The sequence below is a fragment of the Geothrix limicola genome, from assembly GCF_030268085.1.
Classification (GTDB): domain Bacteria; phylum Acidobacteriota; class Holophagae; order Holophagales; family Holophagaceae; genus Geothrix; species Geothrix limicola.
In genome coordinates this window covers 155,831-180,643 of sequence record NZ_BSDE01000005.1, presented here as the reverse complement: position 1 = coordinate 180,643, position 24,813 = coordinate 155,831, and the positions used below count along the sequence as shown (strand labels likewise).

At 66.6% G+C, this 24,813-nt stretch carries 21 protein-coding genes; 5 read left to right on the top strand and 16 right to left on the bottom strand.

Translation table 11 applies throughout. The annotated features are described in order from the left end of the window. The 15 genes from QSJ34_RS13470 to QSJ34_RS13400 all read right to left on the bottom strand — a co-directional run bounded on the left by QSJ34_RS13470 (position 1) and on the right by QSJ34_RS13400 (position 19,327). Entirely contained in the window at positions 1–324 is a 324-nt protein-coding gene (locus QSJ34_RS13470; protein WP_285576091.1) for a hypothetical protein, read from the bottom strand. A gap of 11 nt (positions 325–335) precedes the next feature. After that, positions 336–845 carry a phage baseplate assembly protein V gene (locus tag QSJ34_RS13465; RefSeq protein WP_285576089.1) on the bottom strand — a complete coding sequence of 170 codons (510 nt, stop codon included), beginning with the start codon at positions 843–845 and terminating at the stop codon, positions 336–338. Then, a complete protein-coding gene (locus QSJ34_RS13460) occupies positions 842–1,975 on the bottom strand; it encodes a hypothetical protein (protein ID WP_285576087.1) in 1,134 nt (377 codons plus the stop codon). Before QSJ34_RS13460 ends, QSJ34_RS13465 begins: the two co-directional genes overlap by 4 nt. Beyond that, a complete protein-coding gene (locus QSJ34_RS13455) occupies positions 1,968–2,291 on the bottom strand; it encodes a hypothetical protein (protein ID WP_285576085.1) in 324 nt (107 codons plus the stop codon). Before QSJ34_RS13455 ends, QSJ34_RS13460 begins: the two co-directional genes overlap by 8 nt. Next, the gene (locus QSJ34_RS13450; RefSeq protein WP_285576083.1) at positions 2,288–2,947 is read right to left on the bottom strand and encodes a hypothetical protein; all 660 of its coding nucleotides are present in this window, start codon (positions 2,945–2,947) and stop codon (positions 2,288–2,290) included. Before QSJ34_RS13450 ends, QSJ34_RS13455 begins: the two co-directional genes overlap by 4 nt. Before the next feature lie 43 nt (positions 2,948–2,990). Further along, complete coding sequence (locus tag QSJ34_RS13445) at positions 2,991–4,574, bottom strand: eCIS core domain-containing protein (protein ID WP_285576081.1); 1,584 nt, start codon at positions 4,572–4,574, stop codon at positions 2,991–2,993. Continuing rightward, positions 4,571–6,511 carry an eCIS core domain-containing protein gene (locus QSJ34_RS13440; protein WP_285576079.1) on the bottom strand — a complete coding sequence of 647 codons (1,941 nt, stop codon included), beginning with the start codon at positions 6,509–6,511 and terminating at the stop codon, positions 4,571–4,573. Before QSJ34_RS13440 ends, QSJ34_RS13445 begins: the two co-directional genes overlap by 4 nt. A 67-nt stretch (positions 6,512–6,578) precedes the next feature. Continuing rightward, a complete protein-coding gene (locus QSJ34_RS13435; protein WP_285576077.1) occupies positions 6,579–6,848 on the bottom strand; it encodes a hypothetical protein in 270 nt (89 codons plus the stop codon). Beyond that, the gene (locus tag QSJ34_RS13430; RefSeq protein ID WP_285576075.1) at positions 6,845–8,974 is read right to left on the bottom strand and encodes an ATP-binding protein; all 2,130 of its coding nucleotides are present in this window, start codon (positions 8,972–8,974) and stop codon (positions 6,845–6,847) included. The genes QSJ34_RS13435 and QSJ34_RS13430 overlap by 4 nt, the downstream gene beginning before the upstream one ends. Beyond that, complete coding sequence (locus tag QSJ34_RS13425) at positions 8,971–10,209, bottom strand: Pvc16 family protein (protein WP_285576073.1); 1,239 nt, start codon at positions 10,207–10,209, stop codon at positions 8,971–8,973. Before QSJ34_RS13425 ends, QSJ34_RS13430 begins: the two co-directional genes overlap by 4 nt. Continuing rightward, complete coding sequence (locus tag QSJ34_RS13420) at positions 10,206–10,901, bottom strand: hypothetical protein (RefSeq protein ID WP_285576071.1); 696 nt, start codon at positions 10,899–10,901, stop codon at positions 10,206–10,208. The genes QSJ34_RS13425 and QSJ34_RS13420 overlap by 4 nt, the downstream gene beginning before the upstream one ends. After that, a complete protein-coding gene (locus QSJ34_RS13415) occupies positions 10,898–11,617 on the bottom strand; it encodes a T4 family baseplate hub assembly chaperone (RefSeq protein ID WP_285576069.1) in 720 nt (239 codons plus the stop codon). Before QSJ34_RS13415 ends, QSJ34_RS13420 begins: the two co-directional genes overlap by 4 nt. A 5-nt stretch (positions 11,618–11,622) precedes the next feature. Continuing rightward, positions 11,623–12,153 (bottom strand): phage tail protein, encoded by a 531-nt coding sequence (locus tag QSJ34_RS13410; protein ID WP_285576067.1) that lies wholly within the window; start codon positions 12,151–12,153, stop codon positions 11,623–11,625. Between the two features lie 9 nt (positions 12,154–12,162). After that, positions 12,163–13,758, bottom strand: coding sequence for a phage tail sheath family protein (locus QSJ34_RS13405; RefSeq protein ID WP_285576065.1), 1,596 nt, complete (start codon positions 13,756–13,758; stop codon positions 12,163–12,165). 634 nt (positions 13,759–14,392) lie between these two features. Next, positions 14,393–19,327 carry an Ig-like domain-containing protein gene (locus QSJ34_RS13400; RefSeq protein WP_285576063.1) on the bottom strand — a complete coding sequence of 1,645 codons (4,935 nt, stop codon included), beginning with the start codon at positions 19,325–19,327 and terminating at the stop codon, positions 14,393–14,395. 543 nt (positions 19,328–19,870) lie between these two features. On the opposite strand from QSJ34_RS13400, the gene QSJ34_RS13395 reads away from it, so the two are divergent. Both QSJ34_RS13395 and QSJ34_RS13390 read left to right on the top strand, forming a co-directional pair. Further along, entirely contained in the window at positions 19,871–21,715 is a 1,845-nt protein-coding gene (locus QSJ34_RS13395) for a peptidase U32 family protein (protein WP_285576062.1), read from the top strand. Further along, positions 21,712–23,025, top strand: a complete 1,314-nt coding sequence (locus QSJ34_RS13390) for a BaiN/RdsA family NAD(P)/FAD-dependent oxidoreductase (RefSeq protein WP_285576059.1) — start codon at positions 21,712–21,714, stop codon at positions 23,023–23,025. Before QSJ34_RS13395 ends, QSJ34_RS13390 begins: the two co-directional genes overlap by 4 nt. Before the next feature lie 43 nt (positions 23,026–23,068). Here the strand turns inward: QSJ34_RS13390 and QSJ34_RS13385 are convergent, their stop codons facing one another. Next, complete coding sequence (locus QSJ34_RS13385) at positions 23,069–23,434, bottom strand: TolC family protein (RefSeq protein ID WP_338001173.1); 366 nt, start codon at positions 23,432–23,434, stop codon at positions 23,069–23,071. 49 nt (positions 23,435–23,483) lie between these two features. Between QSJ34_RS13385 and QSJ34_RS13380 the strand changes: the two genes are divergently transcribed. From QSJ34_RS13380 to QSJ34_RS13370, 3 genes are all read left to right on the top strand, one after another. Next, complete coding sequence (locus tag QSJ34_RS13380; RefSeq protein ID WP_285576057.1) at positions 23,484–23,810, top strand: GIY-YIG nuclease family protein; 327 nt, start codon at positions 23,484–23,486, stop codon at positions 23,808–23,810. A gap of 86 nt (positions 23,811–23,896) precedes the next feature. Further along, positions 23,897–24,454 (top strand): RNA polymerase sigma factor, encoded by a 558-nt coding sequence (locus QSJ34_RS13375; protein WP_285576055.1) that lies wholly within the window; start codon positions 23,897–23,899, stop codon positions 24,452–24,454. After that, entirely contained in the window at positions 24,447–24,794 is a 348-nt protein-coding gene (locus QSJ34_RS13370) for a hypothetical protein (RefSeq protein WP_285576053.1), read from the top strand. The genes QSJ34_RS13375 and QSJ34_RS13370 overlap by 8 nt, the downstream gene beginning before the upstream one ends. The last annotated feature ends 19 nt before the right edge of the window (positions 24,795–24,813 follow it).

Here is a 24,813-nt window from a genome sequence, read left to right as displayed (position 1 = left end):
TCACATGCCCGTGGCGCGGGTCTGGGTGGAGGTGATCAGGAGGGGTGTGCCCGTGGGGGCGCAGATGGCCTGGCTGTCCAGGAGCAGCAGGGGCATGCCGCCGGAGGTGATGCGCGTGGCGCCCGTGAGCCACTGGGCCGTGACGCAGGGCCCGTTGCCCGCGGTGGGCGGCGGCAGGGCGCAGCCCGCCACCACGAAGGGATTGGGCAGGGTGACCGTGGGCATGCCGCTCACCGTCACGCGCGGATTGGGCACCGTGGGCTGGGCCTGCCCTCCGTGGGAGCAGAGCACCGTGGCACCGACATGGAGAAGGGTTCCAGGCATCGTGAGATCCCCTAGATGACGGTCAAGGCGCTGGTGTTGATATCCGTGGTGGGGCCCACCAGGGTGAGGCTGGCGCCCTTGCCGTTCTGGATGTAGATCCCCGTGTCGTTCACGATCAGCGTGGCGCCGGTGGTGCTCTTGAGCATGATTCCGCCCGTGGGGCCGGGCAGGTCGCTGATGACGAGGCAGTTCTGCAGGCTGGTCTGCAGCACGATGCTCGGGCTGGCGGGATTGCCCGCCAGGGCCAGGGCCGGCACCTCCGCGGCGATCCCGTAGAAGCCGCCCACCCAGATGGGATAGTCGGGATTGCCCTGCTCGAATTCCACCCACACGCCCGATCCGATCTGGGGCACCCAATAGGCGCCCATCTGCTTGCCCGTGATGGGGAAGCAGGGCATGGCCCAGCTGCTGGGCAGCAGGCCCGAGACGTCGGGCACCACCACCTGGATGCGGCCGATCTGCATCGGGTCGATGTTCTGGAGGACCGTGCCCCGGTACTTTCCGAAGTATTTCTGGATCATGCGGGCACCTGCTGGAAGGTCGAGACCAGGCCATTCCGGACGAGGGTGAAGTTCTGCTTGTATTCGCCGACCTTGATGGTGTGGGTGACGCTCTTCACGTAGTAGAGGCCGTCATAGGCGGGCCCCACGCCGCGCACGCCCACCAGTTGCCGGGCCTTCAGCAGGCGCCCGTAACGCAGCACGTCCAGGGTGCCCGTGCCGGTGACGGCGTCCGAGGAGCGCGCGGCCACCACGAGGCCCGTGAGGATGGCCTGCACGGGCGAGAGTTTCGCCGTGTCCTTGAGCTGGGGGAACTGCTTGGGAATGGGCGGGAAGAGGCCCAGCGGCGGGCTGAGGGGCGAGATGTCGGGAATGGGAATGGGGATGGGGATCTTGGTCTCGGGATTCTGGACGTAGACGATGGGCATGGCCTTGTGGTCCGCGTCGAAGGTGAAGCTGAGGGTCTCCACGTTCCGCGCGGCATCCATGTCCAGGTTCAGGGCCGGCTGGGGCACGCCCACCCGGATCTCGGGACCCCAGTACGCGGTGCTCATGCCGGGCACGGGGCCCGGATTCAGGTAGAAGACGTAGCCCGCCTTGTCTGCCAGATCATTGATGTAATCGAGGTCATGCCCCTGCTGCCGGGGGATCTCCTGGGTGGGGATGGGCACGTCGCTGAGCAGGCTGGGGATGACCATGGGCACGATGCCCAGCCAGGCGTACTTGGCCAGAATCAGGGCCACGCGGGCCTCCGGAGGCATGGCGGGGTAGGGCACGCCATCCAGGTCGATGAGACCCATGACCGCCGTAAGATCCACACCCGTGAGGGTGAGCACCGACTGGCCCGGATCCTGACCCGGCTGGGTCTTCTGCTGGGTGATGACGCCATCGATCAGCACCTCGGGCAGGCCGTTCAACGTGACGACGAGGATCACGCGCATGATCGGGGGAAGCGAACCCCCGGTTAGCAGGAAGAGCGTCTGCAGCGGGCCCTTGTTGCTGAGGCTGAACTTCAGTTCGAAACCGCTGGGCGTCTTGCTGTCTCCACCGATGTTCACCTGCACGCTCTGGAGCGCGTTCAAGACGGCTTCGGGCACCGGCACCGGCACCACGGGACCGATCATCAGCGTGAGGTGGACGCCCTTAAGCATGGGGTGTCCCGGGAATGCCTTCGGGCAGCGTGATCCGGAGGCGGCGGCCGAGGCGCTCCAGCAGCTCCTCGGGCCGCATGGCGCGGTTCGCATCGCAGATGCGCCAGAAGGCCAGGGAATCGCCGAAATACTGCTCCGTGACGTTGTCGAGGCGCTCGCCCTGCGTGACGACGTGCTCACCCAGCAGCGCGAAGCGTTCCGGCGCGGGCAGGAAGCGCCGCACCAGGTAGGGGACCATCCGATGGTCCGCGGTCTCCAGGGTGGTGGTGGGCAGGCCGTTGTAGCGGCTGGAGGGCGTGAAGAGGAAGGCGTTCATGCGGGGATCCCCGAGATGCCGAGCCCGCCGAGCGCGCCGCCCGGGCTCGTGGAGGCGAGTTGTTCCTTCTGCTGCTGGTAGACCATGTAGAGGCTGCCGCCCTTGTGCTCGAAGCCCAGATCGGTGACGCTCAGCACGCGCATGCCCAGGCTCACCTTGGCGCGGATGGGGTTCAGGGCCGGATCGAAGGCCTCCTCGGTGATGCTGAATTCGGTGATCCGCACGGGCAGGATGCGCTGGGCGCTCCACACGAAGAGCGTGAGGGGCATCTCCATGGGCGCGATCTCCAGGGTGCCGGCCTGGGACAGGGCGTAGTTGCTGAGCAGGCTCTGGCTCGTGGGATAGATGAGCGTTTCCAGCGCGGCCAGTTGCGGGAAGATGCCCGTCTGGACGGTGCTGCCGTTCTGATCGGGGAACTCCAGCTGGTCCGTGGCGTCGATTTCGGCTTCGACCTTGAGGGTCTCCACCGGCGGCCCCTTGAGGCGCAGGGCTTCACTGCGGTCCGAGCCCTCGCTCATGCCCTGCACCTGCAGGGTGCGCGACAGGGAGTCGGGGTTGTACTGCAGCGAGATGATGCGCAGCACCGAGCCGGTGGTGGGATCCACCAGCACGAGGCCGCCCTTCACGAGTCGGGGAGAGATCGGGGATGCGGTCATGGCGTGGCCTCGGAGAACTCGGATCGGAGAAGGAAACGGGGGGTCATACGAAGCTCACGGGCAGGGTGAGGACCTGGTCGGTCCAGCCCTTCACGGGGAAGCGCACCGAGCATTGGACCCTTCCCGCGCTGACCCCTCGCTGCTTGAGCAGGTCGCGCGTCTTGCGGCCGATGATGGCGCTCTTGTTGGCGGTGAAATCCAGGAAGTCCAGCGCGTCCTGATCGCCCTCTGCGCCGCGCATCAGGTAGTGCCTGTCCTGGCTGTCGTAGAGGCGCCAGCGCAGGGTGGCGCCATCCACCGGCAGCCAGTCGAGCTTGAACACGGGCGCGTTGGGATCCCCGTCGAGGGCGATCGGCTCCACGGGCTGCAGGCGCAGGGGTGGAGGCGTGGCGCTGTTCCAGAAGCCCTTCTTCTTCGGATCCTTCTCCACTTCGGCGTCCACGTTGTCCTGCAGGGTGTTCGGGTTGTCGACGCCCGGAACCTCCTGGTAGAACACGGTGGTCGGCTCGCTGCGGGCCGAAGGGATGGATTGGCCCGCGGCCTGGGCGACCTCGGTGGCGAAGGTGGCGCAGGTGAAGGTCTGGCCGTAGTTTCGCGGGCTGCGACACTGATTCTGAGCCACGGTCAGGGCGGCGGTGTACTGGGGCTGGGTCAGTGAATAGGTCACCTTCCGATCGGTGCAGCGGTCGTGGGTCGTGTCCGGGTGGTGGACACAGCCGGGCACGCTCCGGACGTTCTCGTTGGGCACCGCGCCGGCGGGGTAGAAACCGTAGCTGAACTCGCGGCCGGAATTCTCAGAAAAGTGCACGAAGGCGTGGCCGAACGAGGTGGTCCTCAGGGCGTTCTCCCAGGAGCTCGCCTCCGTGTCGATGTTGACCGTGAGGGTCCACGCGGTGCTCTGCCCCAGGGCCGCGGCGGGTTCTTTGTCGGGCTTGGCGCAGGCATCCCCGGTGGCGCAGGGCACGCCCTTGCTGGTGCATTCGCCATCGCCCAGGCTGCGCTGCAGGGCGAGGGGCATCCGCTGGATGCCGGCCGGCGAAGGCCGTACCGCCGCAGGCGAGGCCGCCTCCGGGCTCATGATCCGCGCCGAAACCGCCTGCGCCTCCTGTTCCGCCGCAGGGGATGGATCCACGCTCAGTTCCGCGCCGGCCTCGAGGTCGCGCCCCGGACCCTGCTGGACGACATGGGTGAGTTCGTGGGCGAGGAGTTCGCGCCCGCCGGGACTCGCGGGAGAAAAACCGCCCGGGCCGAACACGATGTGCCGCCCGACCGTATACGCCCGGGCGCCCACCTCGCGGGCCGAGGCGGCGGCCCCGGCGTCGGCGTGGACGCGCACGCGGCTGAAGTCCTGGCCGAACCGGGGTTCCATGAAGGCGCGAGTCGCGGGATCCAGGGGCTGTCCCGGGCGGCTGAGCACGTCGTGGACGAGACCCGGCGCGGCGGTCGTGCCGCTGGACCCGCGTTCGGGACTCCGCTGGAGCTTCTTCTTTTGGCAGGCTTCGCAGGCGCCCCCACCCGGCGAGTGGGTGCCGCAGTCACACTGGCGCTGAAGCAGCCGGCCCGGAAGGAAGGTCTGGGACACCTTCTTCGCAGGCTGGGCTGAGGACTGGAGCGTGGTCCCATTCATGGTCTCGTCCCTCCCAACCGCGCCAACGGAAGGCGCGCAGGATTGTTGGGGCGGATGATCAGGGGCGGCTGATCTCCTTCAGGCGCCACATCCAAGGGCGACGCGTTGGTGCTGTGGAGATCCACCATGCCGGCGGCGACGGCGTCCACCATGAAGGGCACCACGGCGACGCAGGACTTGCCATGGCTCTGGAAGGAGATCGTGACGGGATAGGTGGTCCCCGGCGCCGGCGTGGGCGGCAGTCCGGAGACGTAGTTGAAATGGAAGGATCCATCGATGGTTCCCGTGTAGGGCCGGGGCGTGACCTGGGTGGCACTCGGTCCCGAACTTGCCGTTCCGGGCGTGGCCGAGGGACCCCCTGAGGATGCACCGGGGGCGGGGTTTTCCTTTCCGGCCGATCCGCCGGCTCCCCCCACCACCGCGGGCACGGGCGAGGGTGTGCGGGGTGGGATGGGGGAGGGTACCGGATTGGGCGATGGCAGGGGCGCGGGCACGCGATCCGGATCACCGGGGTCGGGAATGGGAAGGGGGATGCCGCCTTCTTCGCCGATGAGGATGATCAGGATAATGATCAGCGCGGCGATGGCCGCGGCCAAAGCGACCAGGGCCCAGTTGGTCCGCAGGCACACCTCGTACTGCACCAGTCCCGCGCGGCCCCGCTTCACGCTCAGGAACGCCTCCACCGGCACGCCCCCCACGGAAAATCCGACGAGCGGGATCTTGGGCGAGGGGGTGTACGTGGTTCCGGCGACGTAGGGCAGGGAGAATACGCTCATGATCGCGCCGATTTCGATCAGCTTCTCGAGCCCCGAGATGGTTCCGTAGATCGAGTCGGGCTTGATCTCGTAATAGTCCTGGCGGGACGGCGTATGGGTGAGGATATCGGGGCGGCGCATGGGCGAGGCGCGCAGGATCGCGCGATGGGTGCGGCTGAGGCCGGGATTGTTGCGGATGATGAAGGCCGCGTACCGCGGATCGGGGCCGCCCAGCGAAGGATCGAAATAATTCTCACCGGCCTTGCAGCCCATCTTCGAGCAGTAGTCCTTTTCGATGAGCTTCTCGGCGAGCAGTCCGAAGCCCGCCGCGACCACGGGGTTGAAGAACACACTGGGCGCGAAGCAGATGGGAAAGGTGGTGACGGAGGATGCTCCGGGCGTGGTGCCCGGGGCCTGGGCGCTTCCGGGAGCTGCGGCCGGATCGGCATTCTGCGGGATCGCCGCGCCGCTTCTGCCTTCCACGGCTGCATCACCCCGGGCCGCGGATTCGCGTTGATCGGCGTGGGCCCCGAGGGCTTCATCCGTGACTGAGCGCTGCACCTTGAGGGCGACGGCCCCTGGCCGCTGGATCACCGGGGGTTGAACACCTGAAGGGGCCCCCTGGGGCGAGGCCAGGGCCCGCGCGGCCGCACGGTCGGCTTCGACCTCCAGGGGATCGTCGGGCTGGCTGACTTCCGTGGCCATGCTGGGCGCGGCGGCTTGATCGCCTTGCTGGATCGTGTGCGCCAGTTCATGGGCGAGCAGCTGGCGCCCCGCAGGTGTGGTGGGCTGGTACTGGCCCGGGCCGAAGACGATCTGCGGACCCACGGTGTAGGCCTTCGCCCGAAGGGCCTGGGCGGATTCCGCCGCGGGGGCATCCGTGTGCACCCGGACCTTGCTGAAGTCGTGCCCGAAGCGCGGTCCCATGAACGCCCGCGTGGCGGAATCCAGGGGCTGGCTGGGTCCCGCGAGGGCGCGCTGCACGAGCGGCCAGGCCGGGGCGCCGCGAAGCGCGTCGTTCCCCTTACGCTGGACCCGCTTCTTCCTCGCGCATTCCATGCATTCGCCGCCCCCTGGCTGGTGAGTGCCACAGGCACACTGCCGTTGAAGCAGGGATCCCATCGGCGGGCGTTTCGACAGGACCTTCCCGGGCGGCGCGCCCAGCACGGTTTTCCCGTTCATGGCTCCGCCCTCCCCGCCCTCGTGGCGAAGCGGCGAGGGGCGAACCGGGCCTGAGGGAGGGCGCCTCTCATGGGCGCCCCTGTCGGGTGAGGGTTCCCGCCAGGTTGCGGGCGATGAGTTTGCCGAAGTGTCCGGGATTCGCGGCCGCGGGCAGAGCCATCGGCGAGGTTTGGAGGCTCGGCAGCGCGGCCCCCTGAGCGAGTACGGGGTGAAGCGCTCGCGTCTCCAGGAGCGCCTTGAGCTCCATCCCGAGAGCGGCCTGAAGGCGCGCGCCATCCCTCGGTGTGAGTTCGGTGCCTTCCAGCACCAGGCGGTCGATGTGGAGGTGGAGGCTCATGCGCCTCCCTTGACCGGTGCGAGTACGGGCACGGACACGCGGAAATCCGCCTCGTTCATGGGCCTTTCCAGTTTCTGGAATTCGGCGCGAGCCGCCTCCAGCACGTGCTCCATGCCCACGGGTTTCCGGGCGGAAGCGGCCAGGAAGGCGGCGTTCAAGGCGATGGTGTGGATGTTCCCGCCGGAGATGTTGAGCCGCGCCAGGCGCTGGAAATCGAGGGCCTGGGTCGGCGTCTTGGACGGGAAGACCTTCTCCCAGATCTGCCGCCGCTCGGCGGCGCCGGGGTGGGGGAAGTTCACGACGAAGCGCAGGCGGCGCATGAAGGCCGTGTCGAGGGAGCCCTTCATGTTGGTGGCGAGGATGGCCAGGCCCTGGAAGGACTCCATCCTTTGCAGCAGGTAGTTGATCTCGATGTTGGCGTAGCGGTCGTGGCTATCCTTGACCTCGCTGCGCTTGCCGAAGAGGGCATCGGCCTCGTCGAAGAAGAGGATGGCGCCACCGTCCTCCGCCGCATCGAAGAGCTTCCGCAGGTTCTTTTCGGTTTCGCCGATGTACTTGCTCACCACGGCGGAGAGATCGATGCGGTAGAGGTTCAGGCGCAGCGCGTTGGCGATGACCTCGGCGGCCATGGTCTTGCCCGTGCCGCTTTCGCCCGCGAAGAGCGCCGAGATGCCGAAGCCGCGGTTCATGCGCTCGCCGAAGCCACCCTCTTCGAAGACGGCCATGCGCTGGGAGACCTGGCCCGCGATCTGGCGCAGCAGGCCCAGCTCGTTGGCGGGAAGGATGAGATCCTCCCAGGTGGCGATGGGGTGGAGCCGCTGGGCCAGGGCGTCGAGCTGGGGCCGGTTGGCCTGGATGCAGGCATCCCAGAGCTTCTCGTGCAGGGTTCCGGAGGCATCCGCCGTCACACCGGAGACGATGTTGCGGATGTCCTGCAAGCCTAGGTTGAACTGGCCCCCGAGCAGGGTGGGGCTTTCACCGGCCCGATCTCCGAGGGCCTGGGACCAGGCGGCCCGCTGCTCGGCGTGCGAGGGCTTGGCGACTTCGACGACGGCGCTTCCGGGAACCTGCAGGGACTCCCGCGTGTCCACGAAACAGAGGCCGAGGTCCTGCTGGAGGAAGGCCGCGAGGTTCGCGCCGCCTGTACCTCCAGTGCCGTTGGCATCTACGTAGAGGCCCACGGGCAGCAGGCGAAGCTCGCGTTGCCACAATCGGAGGAAGGTGTCGAGGTCGCCGGGCTGGGCCGGGATCGCCTCCACGGGCAGCCGGTGCAGGTGCAGGCCGAGGGTCGCGGCCACGCGGGCGGCGACCTGCTGTTTGCTGGGCCCGTGGGGGCCGGGGAGCTGCACCAGGCTGGGCGAGGATTTGGAAGATGAGGCGGACCCGGACGGCCCCACATGGTTCAGGATCCGGTCGACGCTGGCCTGCTGGGAAGGTGGGAGCTCAGCCTCGGATCCCTCCAGAGGCTGGAGATACAACGCCAGGCGGTCGTCCAGATGATTCAGACCCTTCACGAGGTTGAGCATCCGCTCATCCAGGCGGAGGGCGCTGGCGGTGAGGGGAAGGGCGCCCGGCTGGTGGATCTCCAGGAACTTCCAGTAGCGCAGGGGGCGCTGGGGCGAGAGGGCATCCCAGCTGGGGTTCTCGAAGAGCGACAGGGCGAGGGCGAAGGTGGGGAAGGTCTTGGCGGGGTCCCCGTGGACGTAGGCGCAAAGGGAGGCCGTGTGCGGATCCAGCTCCATGGCCGAGCAGAGCAGCAGCACCTGCTGCTCGAAGTGGGAAAGGCCGAAGCGCTGGGCCAGCATGGACAGGGCCGGCGGCGGGTCCATGGTCTCGGCGGCGGCGACGGCGGCCTGGGCCGCCTGCGAGACCCGTTTCTGAAGCTGGTCGGGATCCTCCTTCAGGAGCGCCGGGAGGATCGCTTCGCGAGCTGGCTTCCCACTTTCGAACTTCCACCAGGGTGCCTTGGCGGGTTCCGACGTCGCGGACCCCAGGGGAGCGTTCCCGCCGTTTTCGGCGTGCTGGACCAGGCGGGTGAAACGCAGGCGCAGCCAGCTCAGGGAGGCGCTCAGGTGGGCTTCGTTGCCCGTGAGCCATTGCTCAAGGTTGTGCTCAAGATCGCTCATGAGAGGGTCACCTTCTGCAGCGGATCGAAGGCCGGATTCGCCGCCGTGTAGTCCTGCACCAGCTGGCTGTCGATGCCATCCACGCGAAGGCGGAGGAAGTAGGTGCCGGAGAGGTCCGCGGGCAGCGCGAAGTCGAGGCTGGAGGTCTGCGCGGGATGGGGCTGGGCCGGAACCTCCCGGTCACCAACGAAGAGGGAGACCCGCTGGGCGGGCAGCACGTCGGGACTGCAACTGAGGGAGAGCGTGGCGCCCACGGCGGTGCTGAGAGGCAGGGCCGACGTGATGACGGGGGCCACCATCAGCGGCAGTTGGTTGGTGGTGCGCCGGGTGGTTTCCGAGGGGCGCTGGACCAGGGCGGACGCGAGGTACAGTCCCGCTGGCCAGGCCGCCGGTGTGGGCGGGATCACGACGTCGATCTCGGTGTCCGTCGGGGTTCCGGCGGCCGGCACCTCGATGGGGGCCTCCCATCGGGAGTGCTGGAGCAGGATGCCCTGGGCCGTGCCGCCGAGCTTGGCCCCCAGCAGCTGCACGGTCTGGCCCAACCGGACGCTGGGCTGGTTGGCGGGAAGGCCGAGGCTGGTGAGGTTCGGATAGGGCGAATCGAGGCTCGTCTGGCTGGCCACGCCCCGGTTGTCCTGCCCCCGCTTCAGCACCGGCAGCGCCGCCTTGGTGGGCGCGTTGCTATCGATGAGCACCGCCGAGACCTGGTAGGCGGCGGAAATGCGGTAGGGGGTCTGGAAGACCGTCCAGAGTTTGGAGATCTCCTCCACCGAAAGGGCCAGGGGGCTGATGCGGACGCGCTCCACCTGGTGGGCCAGGTCGTTGCCCGCGAGGGCGGCCTGGATTTCCGAGGGCCCGAGCAGGGCGTGATCGTAGAGGACGCTCATGGAGCGCCCCAGCAGGCGGTGGCCCATCTGATCGTCCTCGCCCGCCCCGTAGGCGGTGACGAGGTAATGCAGAACCAGGGCCAGAGGGGGCCTTCCCTGTTCGTTGGGCCGCGTCTGCTGCGGCAGATCCATGTTCTGCCAGGCCGCGTTGACTGCCGTCTGGTACAGGAAGAGGTTCACCTGGTTGCCGCTGCCGGTCCGCGCCTTGTCGAGGGCCTTGGTGGTGACACCGGTTCCCGCGAGTCCGGGATCCGTCGACGGATCGTCCGCCACGCTGGCGTTGATCTTGGTGTCCAGCAGGTTCCGCAACGTGGCGGTGACTGCGGCGATGGCCAGCGAATTGCTCACGGCGTTCTCCGGTGGCTGCGCTGCTGGAGGTAGGCGTCGAGGGTGGAGGCAGGGCTTTCCGCCGTCCGCCTGGGCGCCTGCGGGGCCTTGGTGGGCAGGGCCCGGATCTCGATGCGACCGATGCTGATGTGGATGTCCTCGCGGCGCTCGGGGCTCGGCGGCGGCAGGGCTGCCTTGGGTTCGCGCCTCTGGGCGGGAAGCGGTTCCGCAAAGGCCGGGTGGTGCGGCGACGCGGCGAGGAGCGGTTGTGCTTCGCGGGCCTGACTGAAGGGCAGGAGTGGGCTCGGGGGGAGGCTGGCGGGCGAGGCGGGCACCTGCACCTCATGGAGCCGGAAAACGGGTTCAGGTGCCGCCAGCAGCGGCGCCTTCTCGCGAGGGCGTTCGATCTCCGGAGTGAAGACCTCATGCGTCAACGCGGGCTTGGCGGGTGTCCCCAAGTCCTGTGACGGTTCGCGCCGGGGCGGTGGGGGCCCCGCGGCTTCGGGCGCGCGGGAGGTCGCGGTGGCCGGGACGAACACCTGGGAAGGCGCCGGCGCTTCCGCGGCCCGGACGGGGGAACTGGATTCGGTTTCCGCGACCACTTCCGGGGCCCCGGAGGTATCCGTCGCCTCGAAGCGCGAGGCGCGTCGCGGCTGCAGCACCGGCATGGCCCCGAGGCTTCGGGCGGCGAGGCGCTCGAGGAATGGCGTCATCGTCCCACCATCTGGAGATAGAGGCCCCGGCGCCAGGGGCTCAGGTCGAGGATCTCCCGTTCGGACCAGCCATAGGCGGTGGCGAGGATATGGACTTCCTGCAGGGCGCGGATGGCCCAATCCTGCAGTTCGGTCCACAGGAACGACACGATGTCGAAAGTGGACGGGCACTCCTGCAGGCACACGGGGCAACTCGCCTGCACCTGCAGATCCGCGCAGGGATCGACCTCGGCCATCGTCGTGGTCAATGCCAGGATCAGGTCTTCGGGAAGCCCGTGGACGCTGACGGCTTCGCCGTTGTGTTGGGCCTCCAGGACACAGTGCTCCAGCAGCCGGCGCTCTGCGGTGCCGAGATCGGAATCAGCGGCGCAGGCCACGAGGTCGGATCCGGCTGGAACCCGGAAGCGGATGCGATACCCCTCCCGTTCGAGCAGCAGCTCGGCCGGGGAGGGTTCGAACGGCTTGAATTGGCGGGTGTCCATGGACCATTCCAACCTTTCACCGCAGTTCGGACAGGAGGCCACGCACAGCATGCTTCGGCCGAAGAGCCGCTCCCGCAGGGCCAGCAGAAGGCCATCCCGCTGGCCGACGGGCAGGTCTCCCGGGGCGGGTGCGGCCGAGGCGACTTCGAGCAGCAGGATCGCCCGTTCCGGATGGGTCGCGTGTTGGCCCCGCTCCCAGGCGTGGAGCAGTTCCGAAGCGGTGAGCATCGACATGGGATCTACCCGACGGGCGGTTCGGCGAAGCTGGGCTCGGTGGGTTCGGTCACGTCCACATCGCGCTCCCAGCCTTCGTTTTCCAGCTTGATGTGCTGGATGGCGACGGCGTTGGCGTTGGCGTCGAGGTCGGGCAGGGCCTGGTATTCCGAGACCCAGCAGCGGTACAGCTTGTAGGCGATGACCAGCTGGCCGGCCTCGTTGTAGACCTCGATGATGATGTCCTTGCGGAAATCCTTCAGGGACACTTCGGCCCCGAGTCCGCCGCCAAGGTGCCACACCTTGTTGGCCCAGCGCTCGAACTCGACGTCGTGGGTCACGCCGCGGTCCAGCGTGACGGCGTCGAATTCGGTGCGGCCCGGTGATTTCCGCGTGGTGCTGGGGTCGCCGCCTTCGCGGTGCTTCACCACCTCGGTGGTGCGCTTGAGGCCGCCCACCTTGCTGATGCCGGCCACGTAGCGTCCGTCCCACTTCACCCGGAACTTGAAGTTCTTGTAGGGATCGAAGCGTTGCGCGTTGACACTGAATTGAGCCATGGGGATCTCCTAAACCGTGATCTGGCCAGCGATCTGCTGGAGCTGGATCACGACGAATTCCGCGGGTTTCAGGGGGGCGAAGCCGACGATGATGTTCACGATTCCCAGGTCGATGTCGTTCTGGGTGGTGCTCTCCTTGTCGCACTTCACGAAGTAGGCATCACGCGGGGACTGGCCCTGGAAGGCGCCCTGGCGGAAGAGGTTGTTCATGAAGCTGCCGACGTTCAGCCGGATCTGGGCCCACAGCGGCTCATCGTTGGGTTCGAAGACCACCCACTTGGTGCCGCGGTAGAGGCTTTCCTCGATGTAGAGGGCCAGGCGGCGCACGGGGATGTACTTGTATTCGTCCGCCAGCTGGTCGTCGCCACGCAGCGTGCGGGCGCCCCAGACCACGCGACCCGCGGCCGGGAAGGAACGCAGACAGTTGATCCCCAGGGGATTCAACATGCCGTTCTCGTCATCCGTGAGGTTGACGGCCAGCCCCTGGATGCCTGAAAGCCCCGCATCCAGGCCCGCCGGGGCCTTCCACACGCCGCGCTGGGCGTCGGTGGCGGACATGATTCCCGCGATGATGCCGCAGGGGACGAAGGTATCGATCTGGCCGTCCCGCTTGGGATCCGTTTCGAGCACCCGCGGGAAGTAGAGGGCCGCGTTCCGGGTGGCCAGGCCCGAGAGGTTCAGGGCCGCCAGCTTCGAATTGCTCACGATATCGTTGGCGCCGGTCCATCCGCTGGGCGCATCCACGATGAGCATGGCCCGGCGCTTCTGGCAGTAGGCCAGCGATTCCGACAGCGCATCCGTGGGGGTATCGCCGCTGCGGGTGTCGGGCGGGATGCAGAGGAGGTTGAAGAGGTCGACGTTCTCGAGGGCGTAGAGGCCGGTCTTCGAGGCGAGGCTGCCGGTGAAGTCTGCGGCGGTGCTGAGCGCGGCGCCGTCGGTGGCCTTGTCGGCATCCGCGACCTTGATGGAGGCGGTGTCGCTGGTCCAGATGGTCTTCCCGGTTTCCGGCGCGGGCTGGTTGGTGGGCACCGAGGCGGGCAGGGAGCCCGATACGTTCGCCAGCTTGGAACTCCCCGCCAGCACGCGATCCACGCGGCGGGGGCTTTCCTTCACCGTGAGGTTGAGGAAGGTCTCCACCTTCCCTGTGACGCCATCGTAGAGGGAGAGGTTGAAGAGATCGGACTTGGTGTAGGTGGGGTTGTAGCCCTGCGCGATCTCATCGCTCAGCTTGTCGTAGTCCACGCGACCGCGGAGCAGGTTGCCCCAGGTGCCTTCGGAGGCGGCGGAGAGATTCAAGCCGCCGGGCATTTTCAATGTGGACTTGGCGTTGCCGCCATCGGACTTGTAGAGCCGGACGACGATGGCCTGGGAGCCGCCGTTCTGAAAGAAATCCCGGACGGAATAGCCCAGGGGATAACCCGGATCGAGGCCTCCGAAGGTGGATTCGAAATCGCCATAGTTGTTGAGGGTCACGGCCTGGTTGACCGGGCCCCTCAACGCGCGGCCCAGGAAGGCCGTGATGGAGGTCGCCACCCCCGTGATGGTGCGGACACCACTGGGGATTTCCTCGATGTAGACACCGGGGTACGTCAGGGTTGCTGGCATGTAGGTCTCCTTCAGGAAGGACGGGAGGGCATCACGAAAGCCGGCTGTGATGTCCTGGAGGACGAATGGGGTTCCGGTGGAAGAAGCGCCGTCTGCGCGCGGTGTTCGTGTCGGGGCTGCGGAGGGTCGGCCCGGCGCCTTGGAACCGGGAAGGCTCCTCCGGCTGGTCGGCAGCCATCGCCAAGGACGCCGCACGGGAGGTCGGATGCCCGAGGTGCGGAAAGGCCGAATTGTTTGGAAGTGGAAAAGGAAAAATAAGATGCGAAAGCGAGACGCACTCTCTTATGTGCATTCGCTGTGCCAAACGTAACGGTTTATAAGTTTTTTAAAATTAACATTTAATAAAAATAAACAAATAGGATGATGGGGCGAACGAGACCCACACCCTCCTGCTTCCAGCCGCCGATCGGCTTCTTCAAAGCACCAAAGCAAAGGCCTTTTTGGGCCTGGGGCGTTTTGGCCCAAGCGGGTGCATCCGCCACCCCTTCGCCCCGGCGGCGACTGGGAAGGACCCCTGGGCCTGGGTGTACAAGAAAATCAGGGGGTAAGCCCCCTGATTTTCTGGATGCCGACGTTGTCGAGGTTCGGATCGAGAACCCCAGGATCCCGCGGCCGGAATCCTAGGGCCTGCGGCTCAAGGGTTCACGGTTGCGACCACCGCGACGCGCGGCGAAGGGCACACTCCGTTGGAAGCTTCCGCGTAGTAGGTCGTCGTGGCGGAGAGGCTGGGCGTCGTGAAGCTGTTCCCCGTCCAGAGGGCGGTCCCGCCGGAAAGGGTGGTGTACCAGGAAATGGTTCCGCTGTTCGAAGCCTGGGCTCCCAGCATGACGGAGCCATTGCCCGATCGCGCCGCTGGAGTGGTGCTCAGGACCGTGGGGACCGGCTTGGCATACACCCAGTTGGGCCCGTAGCTGGTGCTCGTGCCGAGGGCGTTGGTGACGACCAGGCGAGCCGACACCCACTCCTCGTTACTGAAGGTCCAGGTGGGGTTCGTGGCCAGGGAGGTGCCCAGCGGATTGTTGTTGTGATCGAGGAAGGTCCACAGGTAGGTGTTGGTGGTGCCGCCGGTGGACGTGTTGGTGAAGACAACGGGCTGGCCCAGGCACACGGGTGCCGACATGGTGAACGAGGCGGCCGGGGCCGTCGCATCGGTGCTGCTGCCGCTGACCGTGGCGACCACCGCAGTCCTGGGGGAGGGGATCCCGCCTTTGGAGGCTTCCACGTAATAGGTCGTCGTGGTGGAGATCACGGGGGTTGTGAAGCTCGTGCCGGTGCCCAGCGGATTGCCTCCCGTCAGGGAGGCGTACCAGGAGATGGTGCCGCTGTTGGAGGCCTGGGCCCCGAGCGTGACCTGGCCGGTGCCCACCCGCGAGCCCGGTGTGACGCTGGTGATGGCGGGAATGGGATTGGCATAGACCCAGCCAGATCCGTAGCTGGTGCTCGTGCCGAGGGGATTGGTAGCGACCAGCCGGGCCGAGACCCATTCCTCGTTGCTGAAGGTCCAGGTGGGATTCGTGGCCAGGGAGGTGCCCAGCGGGTTGTTGTTGTGATCCAGGAAGGTCCAGAGGTAGGTGTTCGTGGAACCGCCGGTGGATGTGTTGGTGAAGGCGACCGGCTGGCCCAGGCTGATGGGCGTGGACACGGTGAAGGAGGCCGCCGGGGCGGTGGTGGTGTCAGAAAGCGTGGTGATGTTCACCAGATTGCTCGATGCGGAAATGTTGCCGGCGGCATCCCGCGCCTTCACGAGGAAGGCGTAGCCGGTGCCGGGCCTCAGGCCCGTCACCGCATAACCCAGGCTCGATCCGGAAAGGCCGGCGACCAGGTTGCCATTCTGGTAGACGTCGTAACCCGTGACGCCCGTGTCATCCGTCGAAGCCGTCCAGCTCAAGTTCGTCGCATTCTGGGTCGTACCTGTGGCCGTCAGATTGGCCGGGGCAGTGGGAGGCGTCGTGTCAGTCACGCCGCTGTTGATGGTGGCGAGCACGGCGACTCGGGTGGAGGTGCAGCCCCCGTTGGACGCCTCCACGTAGAAGGTCGTCGTGGTGGAGAGGTTGGGGGTCGTGAAGCTGGTGCCCGATCCGAGGGCCGTGCTGCCGGTTGGCGTCGCATACCAGGACAGGGGGGCACTATTGGAGGCCTGTGCGCCCAGGACGACGGATCCATTCCCGTTGCGCGAACCGGGTGTGGTGCTGGTGATCGTCGGAATGGATTTGACCAGGATCCAGCTGGGGCCATAACTGATGCTGGTGCCCTGGGAGTTGGTCACCGTCAGGCGCGCCGAGACCCACTCCTCGTTGGTGAAGGTCCAGGTCGGATGCTTGGCGGTCGAGGTGCCGAGCGCATTGCTGTTGTGGTCGAGAAAGGTCCACAGGTATGAGTTGGTGGCTCCACCCGTTGAGGTGTTGGTGAACGGCACGGGCTGATTCAGGCAATAGCTCGCCGGCGTCGTGAAGGAGGCCACCGGCGCGAAGGGCACATTCTCGACCCTGACATTGTCGAGGTAGAGGTTGTTGCCTAGGGCGGGTGTGTTCCTGAAGGCGACGATGACATTGGGATTGCCCGCGAAATCGGACAGGTCGACCGATTGCGAGGCCCACTGGCTGGCCCCCTGCGGGTAGAAGGGCGACTGTTGGGTTCCCACGGTGGCCAGCGCCTGGCCCTTCCGGTCGAATCCGGCTGGCACGAAGGTGGCGCCGCAATCCGTCGACACCCAGACGCTCAATCCGTCGTCCGCGTTGTTGTAGGCATAGGCGAGGTCAAAGGTCAGTCGCGGGAAGGGCACGTTGGTGAAATCGAGCGCGGGCGTGCGCAGCTCGTCCCGGTCCACGGCCTGGCCGTTCACCACATCGGCACCGGCCTGGTAGTCCTGGTAGCTGAAGGATCTCTTCACGGTTTCGGGGCCGTTGCCGTAGTTCACCTGGGACCAGGTCAGCGCTGACTGATTGCTGTTCTTGACCGACCATCCGCTGGGTAGTCCGTCACCTTGGAAATCCTCCGCAAACGGAATGGATCTGCCCGCGATACTTGCAAGTACCGGTTTGCGGACCGACGCCAGATTGGCGAACCCGCCCGTGGCCTGGACGTAGTAGGTCGTGTTCTGGCTGATGGTGGGCGTGAAGGTTGGCCCGATCGCCAGCGGGAATCCCCCGGTCTGGGTGGCGAACCAGGCGATGCTGCTGTTGGCGCTCGAGGCGGTCAGCGTGATGGGTCCCGCGCCGCAGCCATGGGCATCCACGGCCGTCACCACTGGAGGATTGACGATGTTGAACCGGATCTCCTTCGGGTAGGCGTTCCCGATGACGGTGTTCCCGTGCTGGAAGGCGTAAAGCACGGCCTCGCCGGGCGTTCCCGAAAAGGTCACCAGGCCCGTCTGGGCGTTCACTTCGAAGGGACCGGAGACCTTCTGGAACGTGACCGGCAACCCCGAGCTGCTCGAGGCGGCGATGCTGAGCGAGCCGTTCAGAATGGATTGGTCCGGAACCGGCGACACCGTGATGGTCTGCGGTGTCAGGCCGGCGCAGTCCTGGTAGATCTGCTTCTGGGCCGTCGCGCTCGCACCGTCCTGATCGGTCACGACCAGGGAGACGGCGAACCAATAGGAGGCGCCTTCTCCGCATCCGCCCTCGGGGACCAGCTGGGTCGTGACAGTCTTCCCCGTGATGGGCTGTCCGTAGTGGATGTGGTTGTTGTGGTGCCTGTCCACGGTCCAGGTGTAGGTCAGCGAGGAGGCCGCGGTGCGGTCATCGGTCACCGTCGCGTCCAGCGTCACATCGTAGGACGTGGGTGAATTCCCCCCGACCGCGATGCTGCTGATCTCAGCGCCGGTGGCGTTGTTCTTGACCGAGAGGGTCTGGATTTGAGGCGGGAGGTTGTTCAGCGAGACGGTCTGCGTCGCGAGGCTGGCATTGGCATGGGGATCCGTGACGGTCAGCGTCACCTGCCGCGTTTCGGGGTTCCCGGTCGAGGCGTTGAAGGTGTGGATGGGATTGGCTTCCGTGGAGGTGGGTGAGCCATCTCCGAAATTCCAGGCGTAGCCGATCGTCGCATCGTCAGGGTCGTAGGACTGGTCGCCGTAGAACTGGACCGTGAGGCTCCCGGATCCCGTCGCCGTGGAATCCGTGGTCTTGATCACCGCCACCGGCGGCAGGTTGCTGACCAGGTTCAGGCGGGCGACTTCAGCGCCCACGGCGCCGTACGTGATCGCATAGATGTAGCCGTCATAGGGATTCGTGTACAGATCGACGATGGCCCCTTTCCGTGCCACGACGAACAGCTTGTTGGGGTTGTTGAAATCGACCGTGCTGTTGGCCTGATTGAAGGTGATGGCCCGCAGCACATCCTGCGTGTAATCCGCCGCCAGCACCGCATCGTCCAGCAGGTGGTTGTACCGGTTGAGGCCCACGTTCTTCGGGTAGAAGGTGTTTCCCGTCGAGGAGGTCCCGAGGATGTTGGGGGAATTGTTCAGATCCGTGATCAGGACGGCTTGGTTGTTGACCTTGATCTTTCCGACCGTGCCCAGGCCCTTGGCGGCATTCTCGGGATGGGGCCAGGAATACAGCGGCTGCATCGTGGGCGGTTCGGGGGAGGGGAGCGGGAAGGCGATCTGCTCATTGATCCGGGCGCGATCGAAGCCTTCGTAGTACGGCCAGCCGCCGTTGTCATCGGGGGCCGTGTAGAGCGCGACCTCCTCCCAGGTGTTTTCCCCCGTGTCGCTGACGAGGAAGTAGCCGGGCCCGTTGCCGAGGCCCACGCCAGCGATGTTGGTCACGCGGTAGGGGTTTCTCAGGCCCTTGACGTACATCCGGGACTGGGCGCTCCGCTTATTGTTCGGATCGTAGTGAGGATTGGTCGGCAGTCCCTCGCCGGTGACCTTGTCGACCCTCAGCAATTTGCCGCTGAGGCTGTTGTTGTCCTGGGCCCTCAGCTGCTTCAGGTCCGACATGGCCTGGGTGATGATCCCGTGGGCCACGCCTTCGGCGCCGTAGGGATCGCCCAGGGAGCCGTCTCCCACGGAAAGCATCAGGCTGCCATCGGCCCCGAAGAAGCAGGTCCCCACGCCATGGGTCGTTCCCATGATGGGGGGCCCATCCATCAGGTCCTGCCCAAGGACGACGTGCCGCGTGGCGGGATCGATGTGATGGTTCACCACCGTGTACCGGGTGCAGCGCCCCTGGGTGGCGCCGCTCACATCGTGGGGCAGGTCGGGCTGGTTGTACAGCAAGGCGCGTTCGACCGTGTACCACAGGTAGACATAGCCGTTGTTGGCGAAGTCCGGATCCAGGGCGAATCCCAGCAGCCCGTGGTCGTCGCCGGAGGGGCTCGAGACTTCCTCGGATAAATCGAGCAGCACGGACAAGTCGCCCCCGTTGGGTTCGACGAGCTTGACCATGCCGCCCTTCTCCCAGACATAGGCGTGGCCTTCCTGATCGAACACCACCCCGACGGGCTGCTGGAATCCCGTCTTGTAGGTGGTGAACGAGAAGCTGGGGGAAGGCGTCTGGGCCGGGGCCTGGACGGCCGCGATGAGGGCGGTGCAAAGGCCTATCGCGGCGGATCGGCGGAACTGCATGAAAACTCCTGTGGGTGGGAAGGTTTCCCGGGTGGGGTGACGCAGAGCCTCTCCAAGGACCCCTGAAGCGAGGCCATCGGGAGGAGGAGAACGGAACAGCAGGCGACCCCTGGGGACAGGGGCGGCCCGATGGTGGAATCGAAACCAGGGCCCGTTCAGGGCCGAATCAGGGATGGCTGCAGGGCGGACAGGGAAGGCCCCTAGGTTGACGGCTCGATGCCCCCTGATCGGTCATCCCGGCCCTGCCGGAATAGCGGGGAAGGGGCGCCGGAATGCCCAGGGTCCATCCCGATGTGATATTTCAATCCTAGTCTTAGGGTGGCTTCTTGGCTTGCTTTCGTTGTGAAAAAGGCGTGAAAATAAATTCATAAATCAGAAATATCCGAAAAACTAATACATCACATTCTAGTCTGACTTGATCGGGATTCTCAACCTTCCTTTCCAGCGGCCAGGGCGGTCTTCCGTGGGGGCGTTTAGCGGTCGGTCTCGTGAACCCGCATGACGTGATCTGGCTCTCGTTCCGCGGCTGGTACCCTGAAATCCATGGCACTGGAACTGCTCGCTCCCGCGAAGAACGCGGATCAGGGCATCCTCGCGCTGCGCTGCGGGGCGGACGCGGTGTACATGGGCGGCGCCCGCTTCGGCGCCCGGCAGGCGGCTGGAAACGGTCTGGAGGATTTCGAACAGCTCACGCGGGAAGCCCGGCTCTGGGGCGCGAAGGTGTTCGCGACCCTCAACACGCTGCTCTTCGACAGTGAATTGGAGGCGGCGCGGCGCCAGGCCTGGGAACTCTACGAGGCTGGCGTGGACGCCCTGATCATCCAGGACATGGCCTTCCTGGAGATGGACCTGCCGCCCCTTCCGCTGCACGCCAGCACCCAGGCCGCCTGCGACAGCCCTGAGAAGGTGGCCTTCCTGGCCGGTGCCGGTTTCACGCGGGCCATCCTCGCGCGGGAACTGAGCCTGGATGAGATCCGCGCCGTCCACCAGGCCGCGGACATCGAACTGGAGGCCTTCGTCTACGGCGCCCTCTGCGTGGGCGAAAGCGGGCAGTGCTACCTGAGCGGGGCCATCTGCGACCGCAGCGGAAACCGCGGCGAATGCGCCCAGCCCTGCCGCGCGCCCTGGAACCTGGTGGATGGCGCGGGCCGCGTGATCGTCCGGGAAAAGCATCTCCTCAACATCCGGGATCTGGATCTGTCCGACCATCTGGAGGCCCTCGCCGATGCGGGTGTCCAGAGCTTCAAGATCGAGGGTCGGCTCAAGGATGCAGACTACGTGAAGAACGTCGTCAGCCACGTGCGCCGCAAGCTCGATGCCCTCCTTGAACGGCGTCCGGAGCTGGCGCGCGCGTCTCTTGGCGCGGTCCGTCACGCCTTCGAACCCGATCCCTCCAAGACCTTCCAGCGCGGCCTGTCCACCTACCGCATCCATGGCGAACGCCAGCCCATGGGCAATCCGGACGCGGCGAAGCACCTCGGCGAATGCATCGGCGAGGTGCGCTCGATCCAGGGGGATCGTCTGGTGCTGGACGCCGCCGCGGACCTGCATCCGGGGGACGGCCTCGCCTTTGTCGACGGCCCCGAAGTGGCGGGCACGGTGATCAACGCGGTGGATGGCCGCCAGATCTTCGTGCAGGATCCCGCCCGCATCAGGCCCGGCACCCGGCTTCACCGGAACCTGGACCTGCACTGGCTCCGGGCCCTGCGCGGCGCCAAGGTGGACCGCCGGATCCCGGTGGACGCGTGCCTGGACTTCCCGGAAGGGGCCGTGCGTCTGCGTCTGGAGGACTCCGCCGGATTCGTCGCAGAAGCCCAGGCCCCGGGCACCTTCGCTGCGCCGCGGGAAGCAGCCGCCGCCGCGCGGACCATCCAGGAGGCTCTGGCCCGTCTCGGAAACACGCCCTTCGAACTGGCGGAGCTGCGGGTGGCGGAGCCGCGCTTCGTGCCCGTTAGCGTGCTTAATGCGCTCCGCAGGGACGCGGCTGCTTCGCTCGAAGCCCTGCGCCGAGCGCCGCGGGCACGGGAGGGGCGACGGCCCGCGTCCGCGGTGCACCATCCGCTGCCGGAACGGGAGCTGGACTTCACCTGGAACATCGCCAACCGGGCAGCCCGGGCCTTCTACGAGCGGGCGGGCGGCACGGTCCTGGAGCCGGCGGCGGAACTGCAGGAAAACCTGCAGGGCCGGGTGGTGATGACCACCCGCCACTGTGTGAAGTTCGAGCTGGGCTGGTGCCGGCTGCACGACAACCCCGAGCCCTGGAGACGCCTGCAGGAGCCGTTGGGCCCGCTCTTTTTGGAGAACGGTCCCACGCGCCTGGAGTGCCGCTTCGACTGCGCGCGCTGCCGGATGGAGCTGGTGCTCCATCCCCAAAGGGAGCAGGGTTGAGGCAGGGCGACGGCACGCACGCGGCGCAAGGTGCCTGGGACGTGGCTGTGGTCGGCGGGGGACCGGCGGGGCTGCTCGCCGCGGGCCGGGCGGCCATGCTGGGGGCCCGCGTCCTGCTGCTGGAGAAGATGGAGAAACCCGCCCGCAAGCTGCGCATCACGGGGAAGGGCCGGGCCAACATCACCAACATGAAACCCCTGGAGGCGCACCTGCAGGAAATCCACCCGGAGCCGCGCTTCCTTCGGCAGGCCTTCCAGGCCTTCTTCAACCGCGACGTGATCGCGCTGTTCGAGGCGCAGGGCGTCGCGACCCGCGTCGAGCGCGGCGAGCGCGTGTTTCCCGCCAGCGGCCAGGCCTGGGATGTGGCGGACGCCCTCGTGGCCTGGGCCGAGGCCCAGGGCGTCGAGATCCTTCCGCATGCGCGCGTGGCCGAGCTGGTGATCCACGAAGGGGCGGTGTCTGGGCTCCGCGTCCAGCTCCGGGGTTCAACCGCGCCACGGATCATCGAAGCCCGGTGCGTCATCCTCGCCACCGGGGGACAGTCCTACCCGGGCACGGGCTCGACGGGAGACGGCTTTCATTTCGCCGAGGCCACGGGGCACCGGGTCGAAGCGCCCAGGCCCGCCCTGGTGAGGATCGAGACCCGTCCCGCCCACGAAGGTGCCCAGGGGCTGATCCTGAAGAACGTGGAGACCACGCTCTGGATCGACGGGAAGAAGCAGGTTGGCGAATTCGGGGAGGTGGAGTTCACGGCCAAGGGCCTGGCCGGTGCCAGTGTGCTTCGGCTGAGCCGGAGGATCGTCGAGGCCAAGGCCGCAGACCGCAAGGTCGAGGTGACCCTCGATCTGAAACCGGCCCTGGACCTCGCGAAACTGGAGGCGCGACTGCTGCGGGAACTGGAGGCCCTCAGGGGCGGAAGTTGTCGGCACCTGCTGCGAGCCCTGCTGCCGCTGGCGCTTGTGGACGTGTTCTGCGAACGGCTCGGCCTGGAGCCCGTCGGCCCCATGACGCAGCTCCAGGGATCGAAACGGAAGAAGCTGCTGGGCCTGCTCAAGGAGATGCGCTTCGAGGTCACGGGCCATGGCGGATGGGAGGAAGCCATCGTCACCGCCGGCGGCGTCTCCCTCAAGGACATCGATCCCAGGACTCTGGCCTCAAGGAAAATCCCGAACCTCTACTTCGCGGGAGAGGTGATCAATCTGGATGCGAATACCGGCGGCTACAACCTGCAGATCGCCTTCTCCACGGGCTGGCTGGCGGGCGAATCCGCGGCCCGGAAGGCGATTGAGGCTTCACCGAAAGCGCACTGACCTTCGAGCCCCTGCGTGGAGATTCGTGAGGAAGGCCTCGCCGCTATTCCCCGAGGGCCAGGCGAAGGGAGGCCCAGGCCAGACCCAGGTCGAGGTGCGCGGTGGGTTCCCGGTAGCGCGCATCGCTGAGCGCGACCTCGTCTCCCTGAAGCTCGATGGCGGTGCGGATGCCCTCCTGATAGGCCACCCGCGAGACGCGCGCCTGTTCCTCCGCCTGCAGGCGGGCGCGCTGGGCCACCTCTACCTGGGAACGGGCGTTCTCGATGTTCCATCGGGCGTGCCGGACCTCGAGCGTCAGCTGGTCCTCAAGGGACCTGCTCTGGGCTTCCTGGGCCCTCGCCTTCGCCGCCAGGTCCGCCTGCCGGAATTGCGCGCGCCTGGACGACAGGGCCTCCCACTGCAGCGCCAACCCCAGGGAGTAGGTGCGGTTGGAAGCCTGAGATCAGGAGACGGTGAACATGAGTGGATCGTTTGATCGCAAAGCGGCGCTTCGCGCCTACAAGGAACGCAAGCCCCGGCCCGGCATCTACGCGGTGCGGCATCGCGACAGCGGGCAATCCTGGGCGGGCTCCAGCCCGAACCTCGACACCACCCGGAATGGCCTGTGGCTCCAGCTGAATCAGGGCCGCCACCTCGACGAGGGGCTTCAGGTGGCCTGGAACCAGTGGGGTGAAGCAGCCTTCGACTATGTCCTTCTTGAAGTCTTCGAAGAAGACATGAGTCCTTTCGTTCTGAAGGAAGTGCTCAAGTCCAAACAGATCGAATGGCGCCGGCGGCTGGGCTGAAGGGCTTGAGAAAGAGAAACGTCAAAATATTTGAGGGAGTCCCGCGTCTTCAGGAGTAGAAGGAGGGAACCCTGGAAGCCACCTGGATGTCCAAGCACGAGCGGGAGATCACGGAAATCGTCACCCGCGAGCAGGGGAAGCTGAAGAACTTCATCCGCAAGTGGGTGGTCGATGAATCCGATGCCGAGGACGTTCTGCAGGACGTCTTCTTCGAACTGGTCGAAGCCCAGAACCTGATGACCCCCATCCGGCAGGTCGGCGCCTGGATGTATCAGGTTGCGCGGAACCGGATGACCGACCTCTTCCGGAAGCGGCGCGCTGAAGCCCTTCGGCACACGCCGGTTCAAACTTCCCCAGAGGAAGAGGCCCTTTCTTGGGAGGACTGGCTTCCTTCGGACGAGGAGGGGCCCGAGGCCGCCTATGCGAGACACATCCTGCTCGAAGAACTGGATGCGGCCCTGGAGGCACTGCCGCCGGAGCAGCGCGAAGTCTTCATCGCCCACGAACTCGAGGGGCGCAGCTTCAAGGAGCTTGCGGAAGCCACCGGGATTCCCATGAACACCCTGCTTTCCCGAAAACACTACGCCGTGCGAGCCCTTCGCAAACATTTGAAAACCATCTACGAGGAGTACGTCCATGTTTGATCGATCGAAATCGAAAGGCTGGTACATCCGGCGCGGAATTGGATTCGCGTTCCTGGGGGCGCTCGCGGTGGCGCTCTTCGGATTCGTGGTGATGTCCCTCTGGAACTGGCTGCTGCCCGCCCTCTTCGGCGCGAAGGCCATCACCTACTGGCAGGCCCTGGGCCTTCTCGTCCTGTCGCGCATCCTCCTGGGAGGCTTCCACCGCCACCATCGGTCGGGCTTCCACCATCGGCGGCACATGTTCGAACGCTGGGAGCGGATGACGCCTGAAGAGCGGGAGCGGTTCCGGCAGGGCTTCCGAGGGCGCCACTGCGGCCACCGCGAAGCCGAAGGGAACTGACCGCGCCCGGGTGTTCCTG

What these genes read in the sequence shown, in the direction of transcription:
- QSJ34_RS13470 (WP_285576091.1), bottom strand. Translation starts at nt 324, where the DNA reads ATGCCTGGAACCCTTCTCCATGTCGGTGCCACGGTGCTCTGCTCCCAC.
- QSJ34_RS13465 (WP_285576089.1), bottom strand. Translation starts at nt 845, where the DNA reads ATGATCCAGAAATACTTCGGAAAGTACCGGGGCACGGTCCTCCAGAAC.
- QSJ34_RS13460 (WP_285576087.1), bottom strand. Translation starts at nt 1,975, where the DNA reads ATGCTTAAGGGCGTCCACCTCACGCTGATGATCGGTCCCGTGGTGCCG.
- QSJ34_RS13455 (WP_285576085.1), bottom strand. Translation starts at nt 2,291, where the DNA reads ATGAACGCCTTCCTCTTCACGCCCTCCAGCCGCTACAACGGCCTGCCC.
- QSJ34_RS13450 (WP_285576083.1), bottom strand. Translation starts at nt 2,947, where the DNA reads ATGACCGCATCCCCGATCTCTCCCCGACTCGTGAAGGGCGGCCTCGTG.
- QSJ34_RS13445 (WP_285576081.1), bottom strand. Translation starts at nt 4,574, where the DNA reads ATGAATGGGACCACGCTCCAGTCCTCAGCCCAGCCTGCGAAGAAGGTG.
- QSJ34_RS13440 (WP_285576079.1), bottom strand. Translation starts at nt 6,511, where the DNA reads ATGAACGGGAAAACCGTGCTGGGCGCGCCGCCCGGGAAGGTCCTGTCG.
- QSJ34_RS13435 (WP_285576077.1), bottom strand. Translation starts at nt 6,848, where the DNA reads ATGAGCCTCCACCTCCACATCGACCGCCTGGTGCTGGAAGGCACCGAA.
- QSJ34_RS13430 (WP_285576075.1), bottom strand. Translation starts at nt 8,974, where the DNA reads ATGAGCGATCTTGAGCACAACCTTGAGCAATGGCTCACGGGCAACGAA.
- QSJ34_RS13420 (WP_285576071.1), bottom strand. Translation starts at nt 10,901, where the DNA reads ATGACGCCATTCCTCGAGCGCCTCGCCGCCCGAAGCCTCGGGGCCATG.
- QSJ34_RS13415 (WP_285576069.1), bottom strand. Translation starts at nt 11,617, where the DNA reads ATGTCGATGCTCACCGCTTCGGAACTGCTCCACGCCTGGGAGCGGGGC.
- QSJ34_RS13410 (WP_285576067.1), bottom strand. Translation starts at nt 12,153, where the DNA reads ATGGCTCAATTCAGTGTCAACGCGCAACGCTTCGATCCCTACAAGAAC.
- QSJ34_RS13405 (WP_285576065.1), bottom strand. Translation starts at nt 13,758, where the DNA reads ATGCCAGCAACCCTGACGTACCCCGGTGTCTACATCGAGGAAATCCCC.
- QSJ34_RS13400 (WP_285576063.1), bottom strand. Translation starts at nt 19,327, where the DNA reads ATGCAGTTCCGCCGATCCGCCGCGATAGGCCTTTGCACCGCCCTCATC.
- QSJ34_RS13395 (WP_285576062.1), top strand. Translation starts at nt 19,871, where the DNA reads ATGGCACTGGAACTGCTCGCTCCCGCGAAGAACGCGGATCAGGGCATC.
- QSJ34_RS13380 (WP_285576057.1), top strand. Translation starts at nt 23,484, where the DNA reads ATGAGTGGATCGTTTGATCGCAAAGCGGCGCTTCGCGCCTACAAGGAA.
- QSJ34_RS13375 (WP_285576055.1), top strand. Translation starts at nt 23,897, where the DNA reads ATGTCCAAGCACGAGCGGGAGATCACGGAAATCGTCACCCGCGAGCAG.
- QSJ34_RS13370 (WP_285576053.1), top strand. Translation starts at nt 24,447, where the DNA reads ATGTTTGATCGATCGAAATCGAAAGGCTGGTACATCCGGCGCGGAATT.